We start from the raw sequence: 14,795 nt of genomic DNA, 5'->3' as shown, positions 1-14,795 counted from the left end.
TAAAAGTTGTACACATTTAGCTTAACCTTATTCATGCTGTTTGATGTACCTCTTGTCCTTCATGAACAATTTCCAGAAATAATAAAAGCCGGGGAATAAAATAATAAAACCGACGATATAGGAGATGAACAGCGCCCTGAATGTCTCCGGCGCGGTGAAGCCTGATTGAATCGTGACATCAGGATAGACCATGTAAGGAAGGTGCGCTCTCCCGTACACATAGCTCGCCGTAAAATACTGCAGCGTAATGGCGATGACGGCGAGGCGAGGCTTTCCCTGCCGGTCGCTGTTATGTCTGTTTGGCAGAAACAAAGCCGCAAATGCGACGAGAAACAGCAAAAACGATAAAATCAGCCACGGAAGCCCGTCCATCATTTTTGTATAAAGCCAGCGGGCTTCCGTCCTCATGGTCATCATGATGCTGAATGACATAAGCAAAGCGAGCGGGCCGGTGATTAAAGCGTTTCGGCGGTAGACCTGATACGCGTCTTTTTCTCCGGCTACATTTGAAAAATCAGCCAGCAGCAATGAAGACAGAAACAGCGTGCTGAAAATGGCAAAGCCCATAAAAGAATAGGCATGAGGGCTTAAAAACAAATTAATAAAATCCAATTGGTGGTTTCCGTCTACCTGATATACGAAGTTGCCGTGTGTCACGGGCAAGACAAGGATTAAAACAGCCGGAATGATAAAGCCGCTGATCCCTGAAACGTAAGTCAACGCCCTTTCATAATCTTTTGCAGCGTGCGAAAAGACCAAAAATCCGCTTCGAATCGCCAAAAGCAATAAAATAATGCTGCCAGGAAGCAAAAGCACCGTTCCCAGCACAAAAGTGCCGCCCGGGAAAAAGCTGAAAAGGGCCACGACGATTCCGACGATGAAAACATTGGTCACTTCCCAGGTCGGGGAAAGGTAGCGGTTTGCAATATTGGTTGCTTTCAGCTGTTTTTTATTCATATAGATCATCGACCAAAATCCCGCTCCAAAATCCATTGACGCCATCACAGCGTAGATAAATATAAATCCCCAGACGATCGAAATAGCCAGCAGGGCATCTGTTGTTCCATCCAGTTGCATCATATGACTTCCCTTCTGTTTTTTTGTGCATTCAGCTGCTTTTTAAATCTTCTTCGACAGGGTGGCGTTTAAAGTAATATTGCAATACGAACACCACCGCTGCTCCTAAAATGATGTAGACGATAAAGAACAAAAGAAACAATATGCCGATCGAGCCGGAGGATGTCACTACTTCGGACGTTTTCTGCATATGGTAAATGACCCAAGGCTGCCTTCCGGTGCAAGCGAACACCCAGCCCAATTCGATTGCAAGCAAAGCGAGCGGGCCGCCGGTTATAAACACGGCCAGCATCCAGCGGGGAAAGCGGTCTTTTTTCATGACTTTTCTCCAAATAAAACCGATAGCGGCATAAACAATCAAAAGGCTGCCGATAAAAACCATGCCGTTGAACAAAGTATGAATGAACAGAGGAGGCCACTCATCCCTTGGAAAGTCATTCAGTCCTTTTACAACGGTGTCAAAGCGGTTGTCGGCCAAAAAGCTTAAAGCCCAAGGAATCTCAATCGCCCATTTGACCGATTGCGTCTTTTCATCAGTAAATCCGCCGATCGCAAGTGGAGCGTGGGACTGAGTTTCAAAAAGCCCTTCTGCGCCCGCCAGTTTTTCAGGCTGGTAGCGGTGAAGAAGCTGTGCGGATTCGTGACCGCTCAGAGCCGTGACCAGAGAAAACGCTCCTCCGACAATCAGCCCGAGCAGCAGCGCTTTTCTATGAAGGGCGTAGACTTTTTCATCACCGCGGTTTCGGAGCATTTTGTAGGCGGCTATCGTCGCAATAATAAACGCGCCCGTCATAAAAGCGGAGACGACAACGTGTCCTGCTGTAGCCACAAAACTTTTGTTGAAGAACGCCGTCCACGGCTGAACATCTGTAATTTCGCCGTTCACGATTTTGAAGCCTTCAGGCGTTCCCTGGAAAGCGTGCACATTTGTAATTAAGATGGCTGATGCGGCTGCTCCGATAACGATAAAAATGACAGCTGTAATTCTCATAAGGGGAGTCAGCCGATCGGCTGCGTAAACATAAATGGACATAAATAATGCCTCAATAAAAAAAGCGTAGATTTCAATTTGAAATGGGAGGGACATGACTTTCCCGATCACTTCCATGAATCCCGGCCAAAGCAAGGCGAGCTGCGTTCCGGCAATGGTTCCGGTCGGTATGGCGACCCCGAGCAACACGGCCTGTGCCTTCGTCCATCTTTTTGCCATAATGGCGTAGTGGGGATCTTTCGTTCTTTGATAGATCAGCTCGGCCAGCAAAATCATTAAAGGAATTCCGACACCGAGCGAGGCGAAAATAATATGGAACCCCATCGTTGTTCCGAAAAGGCTTCTTGCAAAAATCAAGTCATTCATCCGGAAAACCACCTTTCATTTACACCATTTTGCTTTTTATTGTTTACCGCCTTTTTTAGATTATTCTTCCTGTGAGCGGTTAAAATGGATAAGGTGATCAAAACATGGCAAATGAACATTCATTTTTGACACAAACATATGAAAGGTATATAATAAAACGTAATTATTACGTTTTGTTAGGAGGAATGGCATATGAAACCAAATATTCATCCGAAAACTTATCAAGTGATCTTTCAGGATGTAAACAGCGGGTACCGTTTTTTAAGCCGCTCAACTAAAACTTCCGATGAGACGGCCGAGTGGGAAGACGGCAAGACGTATCCCGTTATAAAAGTTGAGGTAAGCTCAGACACCCATCCGTTTTATACCGGAAGACAGAAATTCAACGAAAGAGGCGGAAGGGTCGAACAGTTCAAGAAAAGATTTAATATGGATTAAATGAAAAAGACCGGATGTTTCCGGTCTTTTTTCGTCCATATAAAAAAAACAAGCGCATGAGGTCTCATGCGCTTGATCTTTGTTATTTGTTTGATAAAGCTTTTTTCAAGACGGTCAGGTTTTCTTTCATGATGGTAGTATAATCTTTGCCGCTTTCAATGTCTTCTTTTGTTACAGATTCAAGGTTTTTCATCGTCAGACTTTCGGCTCCGATTTCTTTTTTGATGATCTCGGAGATTTTGCTGCTGACATTGCTTTCAAAAATGACGTATTTAATATTATGTTCTTTCGCTGTTTTAACAATGTTTTCAAGCTGCTTTTGTGAAGGTTCCTCAGTAGGCGAAAGGCCGAGAACGCTTATTTGTTTAATGCCGTAGCGTTTTTCCCAGTAGCCGTAGGCGGCATGTGAGACGAGAATTTCTTTTTTATCAGCTTTGTCAACGGTTTGTTTAAAGTCTTTGTCAAGCTGCTCCAAATCTTTTTTTAGAGACTCATAGTTTTTCGTAAACGTTTTTTCGTGTTCCGGATCTAATTTTACGAGCTGGTCTTTAATGTTTTCGGCCATTTTTTCAGCAAGGACAGGATCAAGCCATACGTGCGGGTCATGATCTCCATGGTCGTGATGATGATCATGGCCTTCGGCTTCTCCGTGTTCATGTTCTTCTTCGTGAGCATGCTCATCGTGGTCACCATGTTCTTCTTCATGTGCATGGTCATCGTGTTCGCCTTCTTCTTCACGTGACAGAAGGGCAATGCCCTCTCCGGCTTTGACGATTTTGACGTTGCTGTTTTTTAATGTGTTTACAGCTTTGTCTGCGAATCCTTCTACACCGACTCCAGAGTATATAAAGGCATCCGAGTCGGAAATTTCCGCCATCGTTTTTGAGCTTGGCTCGTAAGTGTGCGCTTCAACGTTTGGCGGGTAAACACTTTTGACGTTCACATATTCTCCGCCGACCTTTTTGGCGAAGTCTTCAAGCGGATAAATGGTTGTATAGATATCCAGCGTGTCTTTGTTTTCTTTTTGTTCACTGGAAGTGCCGTTGCTTGAACAACCGGCTGCTAATCCGGCAGCAAGAATGAATGCAGATGCTAATCCGAATGTTTTTTTCATGGTATTTCTCCTCTCAATGTAAAACTGTAATGGTTCCGATTTAATGGTCCTGTATCATTGTATCGTAATAATTACGATTTGAAAAGAGGAAATGATAGTTAAATATACTCAGGCAGTGAATCATGGAAGGCCGACCAGTCTGAATTCATTTCTTTATCTGTAAGAAGGGTCTGATCCAGGGAGCGGATCACGTCTTCCTGATTCATGTCAATGCCGATAAAAACGATTTCCGTTTTCCGGTCTCCGTATGTTTCATCCCAGTCCGTTTTTAAATGGGGATCCTCTTCAAACGCGAGCTTTTGTTCTTCCTCGGGAGACGCTGCAATCCAGGGGCCTGCGCTTTGGATCATCAGAGAAGAGCCTGCCTGGGACAGAAGGCCTGCTGTGTCATTTCGAGAAGCAAGCCAGAAGAAGCCTTTTGCTCTGATAATATGAGGCGGCCAGTTTTCAAGCCAGCGCTTCAGTCTTTCAGGATGGAAAGGCCTTTGTTTTTGATAGACGAAGGAAGAAATTCCGAATTCCTCTGTTTCAGGTGTGTGCTCTTCATTCAGTTCTTTGATCCACCCCGCTGATTGACTCGATTTTTCAAAATCGAACGATTTCGTATTCATGATGGCCGAAAGCGGCACTTTTGCGAATGTCGAGGAAATGATTCTGCAGTCCGGATTCAGTTTTGTCAGAGACCAGAAAAGCTTTTCTTTGCTCTTCTTTATTGAGTAAATCAGTTTTATTCAAAATGAGGACATCGGCAAATTCGATTTGCTCAATTAAAAGATCGGCCACTTCACGGCTGTCTGTTTCATCTGCCGCCTGTTTCCGTTCCAAAAGGCTTTCCCCCGAAGCGAAGTCCTCAAAAAAACGGCTGCCGTCGACGACGGTGACCATTGTATCAAGCCTGCAATATTTGCTTAAATCAATATCCAGCTCCTCATCTTTGTAAGTAAAGGTTTGGGCAACGGGAATCGGCTCGCTGATACCGGAAGATTCGATGAGAATATAATCGATTCCGCCGTTCTCCGCCAGCTTTTGGACTTCGATGAGCAGATCGTCTCTCAGCGTACAGCAAATGCAGCCGTTCTGCATTTCGACAAGCTTTTCATCCGTGCGGATAAGATCCCCTTTTTTCACGAGGGAGCCGTCGATATTAATTTCACTCATGTCATTGACGATCACGGCGATTTTCATGCCGTGCGCTTCATGCAGGACATGCTGCAGCAGCGTCGTTTTCCCGGACCCGAGATAGCCGCTTAAAACAGTGACAGGAATCAGGTTTTGCGTCATGTTTTCACTTCCTTTAAAACGTAATTATTTCGATTTGCACAATGGAAATCTTACTTGACTTATGAAAAAAATACAAGAAATATGTTATATTTAGATATAAAAAGCGTTTAGAAAGGAAATGAGCCATGAAACTTTTGGAGAACATTCTACAGTTCAATCAACAGTTTGTTGAGCGGCAGGACTATCAAAAATACCAAACAAGCAAGTTTCCCGATAAGAGAATGGTGATTCTGTCTTGCATGGACACAAGGCTTGTCGAGCTGCTTCCTCATGCCATGAATATGCGGAACGGGGACGTGAAGATCGTTAAGAGCGCGGGTGCACTCGTGGCTCATCCTTTCGGGAGTATTATGCGGAGCATTCTCGTTGCGGTATACGAACTGAACGCTGATGAAGTATGCGTGATCGGCCACCATGACTGCGGAATGAGCAAGCTGAGCTGCGCCAGCTTTTTGGATAAAGTCGTTAAGCGAGGCATTCCAAAAGAACGGATTGAGACGCTTGAGTACTCCGGCGTCGATTTTGAACAATGGCTGAAAAGCTTTGATTCTGTAGAGGACAGCGTCAGGGATAGTGTAAGCGTGATTCGAAACCATCCGCTGATGCCGGAGGAAGTACCTGTTCACGGACTTGTCATCAATCCGGAAACAGGCAGACTGGATCTTATTGTCAACGGATATCCGGAAGAACGTTAATCCTTTTGCTTTTTTTCCGGAACGGGATCTATCCCGCCGGGATGGAACGGATGGCATTTCAGAATCCGCTTAATGGTGAGCCATCCGCCTTTACATGCGCCGTGCTTTTCGATCGCTTCACGGCCGTAATTGGAGCATGTCGGATAAAAACGGCATGTCGGCGGAAGAGCCGGTGATATCCATTTTTGATAAAAGCGGATGAGCAGCAGGAATAAGGTTTTCATGTTTTTCGCACCTTTTTTGTTTTGATCTTATTATAATATAAGCAAAAAACTCATAAAAAGGAAAAGCATTGACCTGAAAACTTATCGGTAAAGTATGATATAATACAAAAAGACCGATTAGAGGGGAGAGAGGAAACATGCCTTCAGTTGAAAGTTTTGAACTTGACCATAATGCAGTAAAAGCGCCTTACGTCAGACACTGCGGCGTCCATAAAGTGGGATCGGACGGCGTCGTCAACAAGTTTGATATCCGTTTTTGCCAGCCGAATAAGCAGGCTATGAAACCTGATACAATTCATACTTTGGAGCATCTTCTTGCATTTACGATCCGCACGTATGCGGAAAAATATGACCACTTTGATATTATCGACATTTCGCCGATGGGCTGCCAAACAGGCTATTACCTGGTGGTGAGCGGTGAACCGAAAGTGGAAGAAATCGTTGATTTGCTTGAGGATACGTTCAAAGAAGCCGTTGAAGTGACTGAAATTCCGGCGGCTAACGAAAAACAGTGCGGCCAGGCAAAGCTTCACGATCTAGAGGGCGCAAAGCGCATGATGCGTTTTTGGCTTTCGCAAAATAAAGAAGATCTGCTCAAAGTGTTTGGATAAAACGTTTGAAAAAAACCGGCTCAGAAAAGAGCCGGTTTTCATTTTTTGTTCACAAAGAAAATAATGCCATATATCCCTGAACTTTGCTACACTTTATATTGTAATACATATCATAGAAAAAGGGTGATAGGATGCGTTTGGGAAAATGGTTTATTCTCTTATGTTTAGCAGTCGGTCTTTCAGCCTGCAGCCAGGGGGACAAGCAGGCGGCATCGGATGAGGAGCCCAAAGTGCTGACGGCAAAACTGGCGGCTCCAGAAGCGGCGGCCAAAAATGAAAAGGCTGTCATAAAAGCGACCGTGCGCTATGGGGACGAGCCTGTTGCAGATGCCGATGATGTGGAGTTTGAATGCTGGAAGGCCGGGAGCAAGGAAGATAGCGAGCTAATCAAAGCGAAGAATGAAGGAAAAGGCGTATACAGCATTGAAAAAGCGTTTCCTGAAGATGGCCATTACAAAGTTCAAGTCCATGTCACGGCGAAAAAACAGCATACAATGCCGGTTGCAGACATTAAGGTAGGGAAAGCAACGGATGTGACTGAAGAAGATGAAAAAGAAGAAGCCCACCATCACTGATGAGGCTGTTCTTCTTCCCGCGACGGAAGGGGATCGACTTCATGCTTGTAGTCATAAGCTTTTGATGTTGTGACAAGCGATACGGCCAGAACGGCGCCTGTAATCAGAATTCCTACAATAATCCAAAAGAGGATCATCACTTACCTCCGAATAGCTTTTTCCAACAGTTTACCATATCAGGCAAAGAAAATCATGATAAAGAGTAAAAGAAATGTTTCCTGCACAAGCTAAACGGGTAAATCAAAAGTAAACGAAAAGGAGGACGACCTTATGTCTGAAAAATTGAAAGCAACCGTCAACAAACAAGTCGCAAACTGGACCGTTCTATATGTAAAGCTACATAATTATCATTGGTATGTGAAAGGGAAAGATTTCTTTACGCTGCATGAAAAATTTGAGGAACTTTACACAGAAGCTGCAGAGCATATCGATGATTTGGCTGAACGCCTTTTGGCTATACAGGGCTCCCCGGTCGGAACGATGAAGGAATGCCTGGAAATGTCCGCGATTAAAGAAGCGGACGGAAGCGAGTCTGCTGAACAAATGGTGCAAAATATTTATAATGACTTTTTAACGGTGGCTGAGGAGCTGAAAAGCGGAATGGAGCTTGCCGATGAAGTCAATGATGAAACGACGGGAGACATGCTGCTCGCGATTCATCAATCGATCGAAAAACACAACTGGATGCTGAAAGCCTACTTAGGGTAAGAATAGCTCGGGCAATGCCTGAGCTTTTTTTATTTTCGTTCTTTTTAAAGCCTTTTTTAGAAATTGTCAAACAATTCATCCAAGCCTTTCAAAGTCTTTTTTCATAGGATAAGCTATGAAAAGTCTTTTTTGAAAGGATGTTGAAGCATATGTTTAAGGACTTAAGCATCTTTTCGCTCTTTACAATCGGTTTATCAGCCATCGGATTTTTGTTTGGCCGAATCGAATATTTATTTATGATCTTAATAACGCTCATGGGAATTGAATTTGTCAGCAAAAGCTTGAACGAATGTGTGGAAGATCGCTTTACAATGAAGAGGCTGTTTACAAGGCTGGCGAAAAAATTGGTGACGCTCTTTCTTATATCCGTTGCCCACCTTTTTGATCAGATGCTGCAAACAGGCAGTTCGATCCGCGATTTTTCTATTATGTTTTATATTTTATATGAAGCGTTTCAAATCATAAGCACGGCTCATTCGTTAGGAATCCCCGTGCCGCAGATGTTATTGGATATTTTAAATACCATAAAGGAAAAACTCCGGGGAAAGCCGTAACATTTTAACACAACTGGTCATACTAACACGAAAAAGGATGATTGGCTTTGGAAAAAAGGACATACTATGTTTCGGTGCAAGATGGAATGATTTCACAGAGCTCAGACGCTTCCCCGTGGGAATTTCAAATTTCAGCGACAGATGATGACATCATTATATTAAGGGAATATTTTGATCAGCTGTATTCAGAAGACTGGATAAACTTTTTCAGAGCTCACGTGCCGGCAGTCGAATACCATTATGACAGTGCAAATGACAAAATGGACGAACTGCGCAAAGACATTTACTCGATGCTTTACCGTCTGGGCAATGAAGAAACCAAGTCGTTTATCAGTGAAAACGGCCTTGCTGAACTCAATTCAGCAGATTAAACGAAGCACCATCAAGCACGGAGTTACCCAGCCTTGCTGCCTTCTCACTCAGAAATGGACACTGAAGTTCCCGAGGGAACGATAAAATTACTGAGCTGAACTGGACAAAAACTCTACCGAAAGAACCAATATATGATATGATGAGTGGAAGAAGCAAGGAAACGGATAAGAGGGATTAGGATGTACGAATTTAAAGATTTTTACCGTAATACGGTTCAGCTTTCTTTTGAAAAGGAACCTTTTTCAAAAGAACCAAAGCATGTATGGGTGATCTGCCGTTACGAAGATCAATGGCTGTTGACAAATCATAAAGACAGGGGCCGTGAATTCCCAGGCGGCAAAGTCGAACCAAGCGAAAATGCTGAGGAAGCGGCTTTGCGGGAAGTAAAGGAAGAAACAGGCGCTGTCGTAAGAAAGCTGACCTATCTCGGACAATATAAAGTTCTTGGCAGAGAGAAAGTGATCGTCAAAAATATTTATTTTGCCGATATCGAAAAGATCGAAAAACAGCAGACATACTATGAGACAAATGGCCCTGTTTTGCTGAAGAGCCTCCCGAAAGATATCGCTAAAAACAGAAATTACAGTTTTATAATGAAAGATTCCGTCCTGACGATCAGTCTTGAAAAGCTGAAAAAGACCGGTATCATCAAATAAAAAGCCCTGCATTTGCAGGGTTTTTTCATGTTATACTCTGCCTTTCATCCACTTTCTTTCCAACAGCTCGACACCCTGATACATCAATGTTGCAAAGACGGCGATGATCAGGAGGCTCAGCATGACGAGGTTGAAATTAAAGACTTGAAAGCCGTAGATGATCATATAGCCGAGGCCTTGAGCCGACACTAAAAATTCTCCTACGATGACGCCGACCCAGCTTAAGCCGACATTGACCTTCAGTGTAGATATGATTGTCGGAATGGAAGCGGGCAGAATGACTTCTTTGAAAATCTCGCGTTTCGTTGCACCGAATGTTTTCATGACTTTTAAATAGTTTTCGTCGATTTCTTGAAAGGACGTGTAGACGACGATTGTCGTAATGATAACGCTGATGATGGCGCCCATTGCAATAATACTCGTCAAGCTGGGGCCGATCGCCACGATGAGAATGGGGCCTAGCGCCACTTTCGGCATCGCATTTAAGACGACAAGATACGGATCCAATATTTTGGAGAGCCTCGGGAACCACCATAGGAGGGCGGCCAGAAAAGTTCCAAGCAATGTTCCGGCCAGAAAGCCGAGGATGGTTTCAAATACGGTGACACCGATATGCCCCGGCAATGATCCGTCTCCCATCTTTTCGAGGAAAAGCGCCCAGACGGCTGAAGGAGAGCTGAAGATCAGCGGATCGATCCACGCCAGACGGCTTGCAGTTTCCCACAGTGAAAAGAAAACGATGAAAATCACGATTTGATAAAAGCGGACCCGCCTTTTTTCGGCTTGCTGCTCCTTTAAAAAATCCTCATGAAGGAAGTCAATTTTTGATTTCAGATGTTTGTTATTCAAGGTCATTGAGCTCCTTCCATATGTTCTGAAAGAGGGGCTGAAATTCCGGTTCCTGTCTCGCTTCAAACGGTGTCAGCTTCCTGATCGCTTCAGGAACGGCAAATGTTTTATGGATGGTGCCCGGCTGCTTTGAAAATAGCAATATCCGATCGCTCATCGCGATCGCTTCACCGATATCATGAGTCACGAGCACCGCTGTTTTTTGATACGTCTTTAACGTGTTGAACACCAAATCTTCGAGGTTTAGTTTTGTCTGATAGTCAAGGGCTGAAAAAGGTTCATCAAGCAGGAGGATATCGGGGTCGACAGCGAGTGTGCGGGCAAGCGCCGCCCTTTGTCTCATACCGCCTGAGAGCTCTTTTGGATACTTTTTTTCAACCTCGTAAAGCCCGAATTTTTTCAGCAGGCCGAGAGCGGTCTCCTTTGTTTCCGGTCCGAATTTTTTGGAAATATGCAAACCGATTAAGACGTTTTCCTCAATGGTTTTCCAGGGAAATAAATAATCCTGCTGGAGCATATAACCGATGTGCCGATCCTCTTCGTCAGGCGTGCGCCCTTCCACCAAGATGCGTCCTTCCGTGGGGGAAACGATGCCGGCGATGATCGATAAAAGTGTTGTTTTGCCGCATCCGCTTGGGCCGAGAAACGAAACAAATTCGCCCTTTTCGACTTCAATGCTGACGTTTTCCAGCGCTGCTGTTTTTTCCTTTAATGAAAAGTAAGTATGTGTGACATCCTGAACTTGCAAAAAAGACACTGCGGCCACCTCCTAGTGATTTTTTGTGACCTTTTCGGCGATCCTTGTATTGACCAGCTCTTGATGAGGGGTGCGCTTCGGCAGCTCGCCGGCTTCATCCATGATGGTTTGAAGCTGGTTCCATTCTTTTTCAGCCAAAACAGGCTCAAGGGCAAAAGACCGTTGTTGTTTATACCGTTCGATTGAAGATTCAATGATTGAAAGCTCGGTATCTTTAAAATAATCTTGAATGCTTTCGGCAGCTTCTTTTGCAGAGTGCGTCTCTACCCACTGCTGCGCTTTGTAAACCGCGCGGGTGAACTTTTCGACCGCTTCTTCGTTTTTTGTTAAGTAGCTTTGTTTAGCCATGAATGTGGTATATGGAATTCGGCCCGATTCTTTTCCGAAGGAGGCGACAATGCGGCCGATGCCTTCTCTTTCAAAAATGGAGGCCTGGGGTTCAAATAATTGAACATAATCGCCTGTACCAGATGCAAAGCTGTTTGCGATATTCGCGAAATCAATCGTTTGGATCAGGTCCACATCCTTTTTGGGATCAATGCCTTTCTGTTTCAGGACAAATTCGCCCGCCATCTGCGGCATTCCGCCTTTGCGCTGGCCAAGGAACGTTTTGTTTTTCAAATCATCCCAGCTGAAATGCCCCGCATCGTTCCTGGCCACGAGGAATGTTCCGTCCGTCTGGGTAAGCTGTGCAAAATTAATCACCGGATCGCTTGCGCCCTGGGCATTCACGTATATTGACGTTTCCGAGCCGACAAGCGCAATATCGGCACCGTTTGACAGAAGGGCAGTCATCGTTTTATCTCCACCCCATGTCGTTTTCAGTTCAACATCAAGGCCTTCTTCTTTAAACAAACCTTCAGACAAGGCGATATATAAAGGCGTATAGAAAACGGAACGGGTCACTTCCGCGAGACGGATCTTTTCGGGCTTTTGACCGCCGCATGACGCGAGGATAAACAGCATCATAATGAAGGATAATATGGTAAAAAAGAAACGCTTCAAACCGATTTCCCTCCTTTGATTTCGGTTATTTTCGGCATAAAATAGTTTATGTTATATACTAAACAGGTGTGAGGGGCAGCTGCGGATTAAAAAAGAGGTGACGTGACGAATGTGGTTAGAAAAAAGAAGGTTTCCATCGCCGAACAAAAAGGTGCGTCTGTTTTCCGTCACATACCTTTCACAAGGACTCAAGGTTAAGGGGCTCTTGGCGGAACCGGCCGCTCCCGGACATTATGACGGATTTTTGTATTTGCGCGGCGGAATTAAAAACGTCGGGATGGTCAGACCGGGCCGAATCGTCCAGTTCGCTTCACAGGGCTTTGTCGTTCTTGCTCCGTTTTACAGAGGCAATCAAGGAGGAGAAGGCGATGAAGACTTTGCGGGTGATGACCGGGAAGATGCTTTTGCCGCTTTTCGTCTTCTGCAGAAGCATGACCTGGTAAAAGACGGACGCGTACACATTTTTGGCTTTTCCCGCGGCGGGATCATGGGTATCTTAACGGCAATCGAAATGAAAGAAGCTGCAGCTTCGTTTGTGTCTTGGGGCGGTGTCAGCGATATGGTTATGACCTATCGCGAACGCAAAGATTTGCGGCGGATGATGAAGCGGGTCATCGGCGGGACGCCTGAAAAGGTTCCTGAAGCGTACGAATGGAGGACGCCTTTTGACGAGCTGGAGAAGATCGAAGCGCCCGTGCTTTTGATCCACGGAGCAAACGATGAAAATGTCTCCATCGAGCATGCGCGGCGTCTAGAACGCGAACTTCTGCAAAGAAACAAGTCTGTGGATACGTGGTATTTCAGTCGATATACCCACTATTTTCCTCCGCGGGAAAATAGGCGGATTGTAAGAGAATTGTCTCAATGGATGAAAAGCCGGCCTTGGACAAGTTATGGTAAACTAAAAGAAAAGAGAAAAGGAGGGGGACTTTAGGTGGGAATGCCAGTTGAATTTAATACAATGATTGTGACAAAAGGAAAAGAAACACGGGTTGAGGAAAATGTGTTTACACTTGAAAAAGAAGGTTATCGGGTTTACCCTCTTCATGTGCCGCTTGAAGTCAGAAAGACTAAGCGGGGCGACATTACCGGCACCGCGCAGGCGGAGCGCCTTGAATGGTCAGACGGACGGACTCATTTAACATACAGGCTCGTATCATTAAATTCGACGAATTAAAAAAAGCCAAGGCGCGGGTAGCGTCCTTGGCTTTTCTGTATTATGCAGGCACATCTTCCTCTTTTCCGATTCCTTTTTTGGAAGTCAGCCTGTGAATCAGCATGGTGAGAGCGCCGTCTCCTGTCACGTTCGTTGCTGTACCCAAGCTGTCCTGAGCAAGGTAAAGTGCGATCATCAATGATACGCTGGTTTCATTAAAGCCGAGCATCGACTGCAGCAGTCCGGCCGCGGCCATAACGGCACCCCCCGGGGCACCGGGCGCTGCGACCATTGTGACGCCAAGCATTAAAATGAACGGCATCATGATCGAAAAAGTCGGTGTTTGACCGTTTAGAATCATTACGCCCATTGCACAGCTCGTCAGTGTAATCGTGCTACCTGACAAATGAATATTGGCCAGGAGCGGAACGGCGAAGTCAGCCACTTTTTGGCTTGCTCCCGTTTTTCTGACTTGTCTCAACGTGACGGGAATCGTTGCCGCTGACGATTGTGTGCCGAGCGCAGTGAAGTATGCCGGCGCCACGATTTTCAACAGCGACAGCGGATTTCTGCCGTTTGCAGCGCCCGCAACGGAGTACTGAATCAAAAGTATGACGAGGTGAAGCACGATAATCATCACGAAAACTTTAGCAAATACGGATAAGATTGTCTGCACCTGACCGCCGAACGTCATATTGGTGAAAATACCGAAAATATGAACAGGCAGTAACGGAATAATAATATATGATATCAGCTTTTCAACGATCGTTTGAAATTCATCGAAAGCGTTTTTTAATGTTTTTCCGGGCAGATAAGCGATTCCGATTCCCATGATGAAAGCAAAAATCAGTGCGCTCATCACGCTCATAAACGGCGTCATTTCAATGGTGAAAAATCCTGCTTGCAAAACTTCTTCCGGATTTTTAAATTCCTGCAGCTGATGGCCGGAAATGATCGCGGGGAGAAGATTTGATCCGACAAGGTACGCCAGGAGGCCGGCAAAAATGGTTGACGTGTAGGCGATACCTGCTGTAATGCCAAGGATTTTTCCGGCGCCGCGGCCGATTTGTCCGATGCCGGGAATAATAAAAGCGATAATAATAAAAGGAATGACGAATTTAATGAAGTTTCCAAAAATATCATTGAAAGTAGCGGCTGTTTTGACAAACCAAAGCGGAGCAAAGCTTCCGACGATAACACCAAGAACAATTGCCGTCATAATTCTCGGCAGTAATCCAAATTTCATAGATGTGTCCTCCTGATATATACAAATGTTTTTATCATATTATCATATGAAAGATTTCTTTTGTTAAAAATAAAAAAAGTCTGTATTTTCAAATAATAACAGCCGCGAATTGGAAGCGTT

At 44.9% G+C, this 14,795-nt stretch carries 19 protein-coding genes and 1 pseudogene; 10 read left to right on the top strand and 10 right to left on the bottom strand.

Features of this window, described 5'->3' with window-relative positions:
- Positions 1–27 precede the first annotated feature (27 nt).
- Positions 28–1,071 carry a cytochrome d ubiquinol oxidase subunit II gene (locus MHH76_RS16260; RefSeq protein ID WP_025810962.1) on the bottom strand — a complete coding sequence of 348 codons (1,044 nt, stop codon included), beginning with the start codon at positions 1,069–1,071 and terminating at the stop codon, positions 28–30.
- A gap of 37 nt (positions 1,072–1,108) precedes the next feature.
- Positions 1,109–2,434 (bottom strand): cytochrome ubiquinol oxidase subunit I, encoded by a 1,326-nt coding sequence (locus MHH76_RS16255; RefSeq protein WP_020452687.1) that lies wholly within the window; start codon positions 2,432–2,434, stop codon positions 1,109–1,111.
- Positions 2,435–2,626: 192 nt separating this feature from the next.
- Here MHH76_RS16255 and MHH76_RS16250 point away from each other — a divergent pair, with 192 nt between their 5' ends.
- Positions 2,627–2,872 carry a type B 50S ribosomal protein L31 gene (locus MHH76_RS16250; protein ID WP_003184624.1) on the top strand — a complete coding sequence of 82 codons (246 nt, stop codon included), beginning with the start codon at positions 2,627–2,629 and terminating at the stop codon, positions 2,870–2,872.
- Between the two features lie 82 nt (positions 2,873–2,954).
- Here the strand turns inward: MHH76_RS16250 and MHH76_RS16245 are convergent, their stop codons facing one another.
- A complete protein-coding gene (locus tag MHH76_RS16245) occupies positions 2,955–3,986 on the bottom strand; it encodes a metal ABC transporter substrate-binding protein (RefSeq protein WP_025810963.1) in 1,032 nt (343 codons plus the stop codon).
- A gap of 98 nt (positions 3,987–4,084) precedes the next feature.
- Positions 4,085–5,267 (bottom strand): annotated as a pseudogene (locus tag MHH76_RS16240) (GTP-binding protein).
- A gap of 125 nt (positions 5,268–5,392) precedes the next feature.
- Here MHH76_RS16240 and MHH76_RS16235 point away from each other — a divergent pair.
- Positions 5,393–5,962, top strand: coding sequence for a carbonic anhydrase (locus tag MHH76_RS16235; RefSeq protein WP_025810964.1), 570 nt, complete (start codon positions 5,393–5,395; stop codon positions 5,960–5,962).
- On the opposite strand, the gene yidD is transcribed toward MHH76_RS16235, so the two are convergent.
- Positions 5,959–6,186: a membrane protein insertion efficiency factor YidD gene (gene yidD, locus MHH76_RS16230; RefSeq protein ID WP_020452683.1), complete on the bottom strand. Its 228-nt coding sequence runs from the start codon at positions 6,184–6,186 to the stop codon at positions 5,959–5,961. The two genes, MHH76_RS16235 and yidD, sit on opposite strands and share 4 nt — an antisense overlap.
- A gap of 137 nt (positions 6,187–6,323) precedes the next feature.
- Between yidD and MHH76_RS16225 the strand changes: the two genes are divergently transcribed.
- A complete protein-coding gene (locus MHH76_RS16225; protein ID WP_020452682.1) occupies positions 6,324–6,797 on the top strand; it encodes an S-ribosylhomocysteine lyase in 474 nt (157 codons plus the stop codon).
- A gap of 131 nt (positions 6,798–6,928) precedes the next feature.
- A complete protein-coding gene (locus MHH76_RS16220) occupies positions 6,929–7,372 on the top strand; it encodes a FixH family protein (protein WP_020452681.1) in 444 nt (147 codons plus the stop codon).
- Here MHH76_RS16220 and ytzI read toward each other — a convergent pair.
- Positions 7,366–7,509 (bottom strand): YtzI protein, encoded by a 144-nt coding sequence (gene ytzI, locus MHH76_RS16215; protein ID WP_020452680.1) that lies wholly within the window; start codon positions 7,507–7,509, stop codon positions 7,366–7,368. The two genes, MHH76_RS16220 and ytzI, sit on opposite strands and share 7 nt — an antisense overlap.
- A gap of 133 nt (positions 7,510–7,642) precedes the next feature.
- On the opposite strand from ytzI, the gene MHH76_RS16210 reads away from it, so the two are divergent.
- The 4 genes from MHH76_RS16210 (at position 7,643) to ytkD (ending at position 9,662) form a co-directional block, all read left to right on the top strand.
- A complete protein-coding gene (locus tag MHH76_RS16210) occupies positions 7,643–8,080 on the top strand; it encodes a Dps family protein (protein ID WP_003184609.1) in 438 nt (145 codons plus the stop codon).
- Positions 8,081–8,229: 149 nt separating this feature from the next.
- Positions 8,230–8,634, top strand: a complete 405-nt coding sequence (locus MHH76_RS16205) for a phage holin family protein (RefSeq protein WP_020452679.1) — start codon at positions 8,230–8,232, stop codon at positions 8,632–8,634.
- A 47-nt stretch (positions 8,635–8,681) separates the two neighbouring features.
- Positions 8,682–9,005 (top strand): hypothetical protein, encoded by a 324-nt coding sequence (locus tag MHH76_RS16200; protein ID WP_020452678.1) that lies wholly within the window; start codon positions 8,682–8,684, stop codon positions 9,003–9,005.
- A 180-nt stretch (positions 9,006–9,185) separates the two neighbouring features.
- The gene (ytkD, locus tag MHH76_RS16195; protein ID WP_025810965.1) at positions 9,186–9,662 is read left to right on the top strand and encodes an RNA deprotection pyrophosphohydrolase; all 477 of its coding nucleotides are present in this window, start codon (positions 9,186–9,188) and stop codon (positions 9,660–9,662) included.
- Between the two features lie 30 nt (positions 9,663–9,692).
- On the opposite strand, the gene MHH76_RS16190 is transcribed toward ytkD, so the two are convergent.
- Genes MHH76_RS16190 through MHH76_RS16180 form a run of 3 tightly spaced genes read right to left on the bottom strand, consistent with a single transcriptional unit; the run spans position 9,693 to position 12,237 of the window.
- Complete coding sequence (locus tag MHH76_RS16190; protein ID WP_031304951.1) at positions 9,693–10,517, bottom strand: ABC transporter permease; 825 nt, start codon at positions 10,515–10,517, stop codon at positions 9,693–9,695.
- Positions 10,504–11,268 carry an ABC transporter ATP-binding protein gene (locus MHH76_RS16185; RefSeq protein WP_020452675.1) on the bottom strand — a complete coding sequence of 255 codons (765 nt, stop codon included), beginning with the start codon at positions 11,266–11,268 and terminating at the stop codon, positions 10,504–10,506. The genes MHH76_RS16190 and MHH76_RS16185 overlap by 14 nt, the downstream gene beginning before the upstream one ends.
- A 12-nt stretch (positions 11,269–11,280) precedes the next feature.
- Positions 11,281–12,237, bottom strand: a complete 957-nt coding sequence (locus MHH76_RS16180) for an ABC transporter substrate-binding protein (protein WP_043054601.1) — start codon at positions 12,235–12,237, stop codon at positions 11,281–11,283.
- A gap of 145 nt (positions 12,238–12,382) precedes the next feature.
- Here MHH76_RS16180 and MHH76_RS16175 point away from each other — a divergent pair, with 145 nt between their 5' ends.
- Positions 12,383–13,207: a prolyl oligopeptidase family serine peptidase gene (locus MHH76_RS16175; protein ID WP_020452673.1), complete on the top strand. Its 825-nt coding sequence runs from the start codon at positions 12,383–12,385 to the stop codon at positions 13,205–13,207.
- Entirely contained in the window at positions 13,208–13,450 is a 243-nt protein-coding gene (locus MHH76_RS16170) for a DUF2584 domain-containing protein (RefSeq protein WP_009329422.1), read from the top strand. It abuts the gene before it with no gap.
- A gap of 40 nt (positions 13,451–13,490) precedes the next feature.
- On the opposite strand, the gene MHH76_RS16165 is transcribed toward MHH76_RS16170, so the two are convergent.
- A complete protein-coding gene (locus MHH76_RS16165; protein WP_020452671.1) occupies positions 13,491–14,675 on the bottom strand; it encodes a dicarboxylate/amino acid:cation symporter in 1,185 nt (394 codons plus the stop codon).
- Between the last annotated feature and the right edge of the window lie 120 nt (positions 14,676–14,795).

This window comes from Bacillus sp. FSL L8-0193 (assembly GCF_037976065.1).
Taxonomy (GTDB): domain Bacteria; phylum Bacillota; class Bacilli; order Bacillales; family Bacillaceae; genus Bacillus; species Bacillus paralicheniformis.
Note: the sequence above shows the minus strand (reverse complement) of the source record. Positions and strands in the feature narration are given on the sequence as shown.

Bases quoted from the DNA above. Each gene is read 5' to 3' on its own strand.
- MHH76_RS16255 (WP_020452687.1), bottom strand. From the start codon at position 2,434: ATGAATGACTTGATTTTTGCAAGAAGCCTTTTCGGAACAACGATGGGG.
- MHH76_RS16250 (WP_003184624.1), top strand. From the start codon at position 2,627: ATGAAACCAAATATTCATCCGAAAACTTATCAAGTGATCTTTCAGGAT.
- MHH76_RS16245 (WP_025810963.1), bottom strand. From the start codon at position 3,986: ATGAAAAAAACATTCGGATTAGCATCTGCATTCATTCTTGCTGCCGGA.
- MHH76_RS16235 (WP_025810964.1), top strand. From the start codon at position 5,393: ATGAAACTTTTGGAGAACATTCTACAGTTCAATCAACAGTTTGTTGAG.
- yidD (WP_020452683.1), bottom strand. From the start codon at position 6,186: ATGAAAACCTTATTCCTGCTGCTCATCCGCTTTTATCAAAAATGGATA.
- MHH76_RS16225 (WP_020452682.1), top strand. From the start codon at position 6,324: ATGCCTTCAGTTGAAAGTTTTGAACTTGACCATAATGCAGTAAAAGCG.
- MHH76_RS16220 (WP_020452681.1), top strand. From the start codon at position 6,929: ATGCGTTTGGGAAAATGGTTTATTCTCTTATGTTTAGCAGTCGGTCTT.
- ytzI (WP_020452680.1), bottom strand. From the start codon at position 7,509: ATGATCCTCTTTTGGATTATTGTAGGAATTCTGATTACAGGCGCCGTT.
- MHH76_RS16210 (WP_003184609.1), top strand. From the start codon at position 7,643: ATGTCTGAAAAATTGAAAGCAACCGTCAACAAACAAGTCGCAAACTGG.
- MHH76_RS16205 (WP_020452679.1), top strand. From the start codon at position 8,230: ATGTTTAAGGACTTAAGCATCTTTTCGCTCTTTACAATCGGTTTATCA.
- ytkD (WP_025810965.1), top strand. From the start codon at position 9,186: ATGTACGAATTTAAAGATTTTTACCGTAATACGGTTCAGCTTTCTTTT.
- MHH76_RS16190 (WP_031304951.1), bottom strand. From the start codon at position 10,517: ATGACCTTGAATAACAAACATCTGAAATCAAAAATTGACTTCCTTCAT.
- MHH76_RS16180 (WP_043054601.1), bottom strand. From the start codon at position 12,237: ATGATGCTGTTTATCCTCGCGTCATGCGGCGGTCAAAAGCCCGAAAAG.
- MHH76_RS16175 (WP_020452673.1), top strand. From the start codon at position 12,383: ATGTGGTTAGAAAAAAGAAGGTTTCCATCGCCGAACAAAAAGGTGCGT.
- MHH76_RS16165 (WP_020452671.1), bottom strand. From the start codon at position 14,675: ATGAAATTTGGATTACTGCCGAGAATTATGACGGCAATTGTTCTTGGT.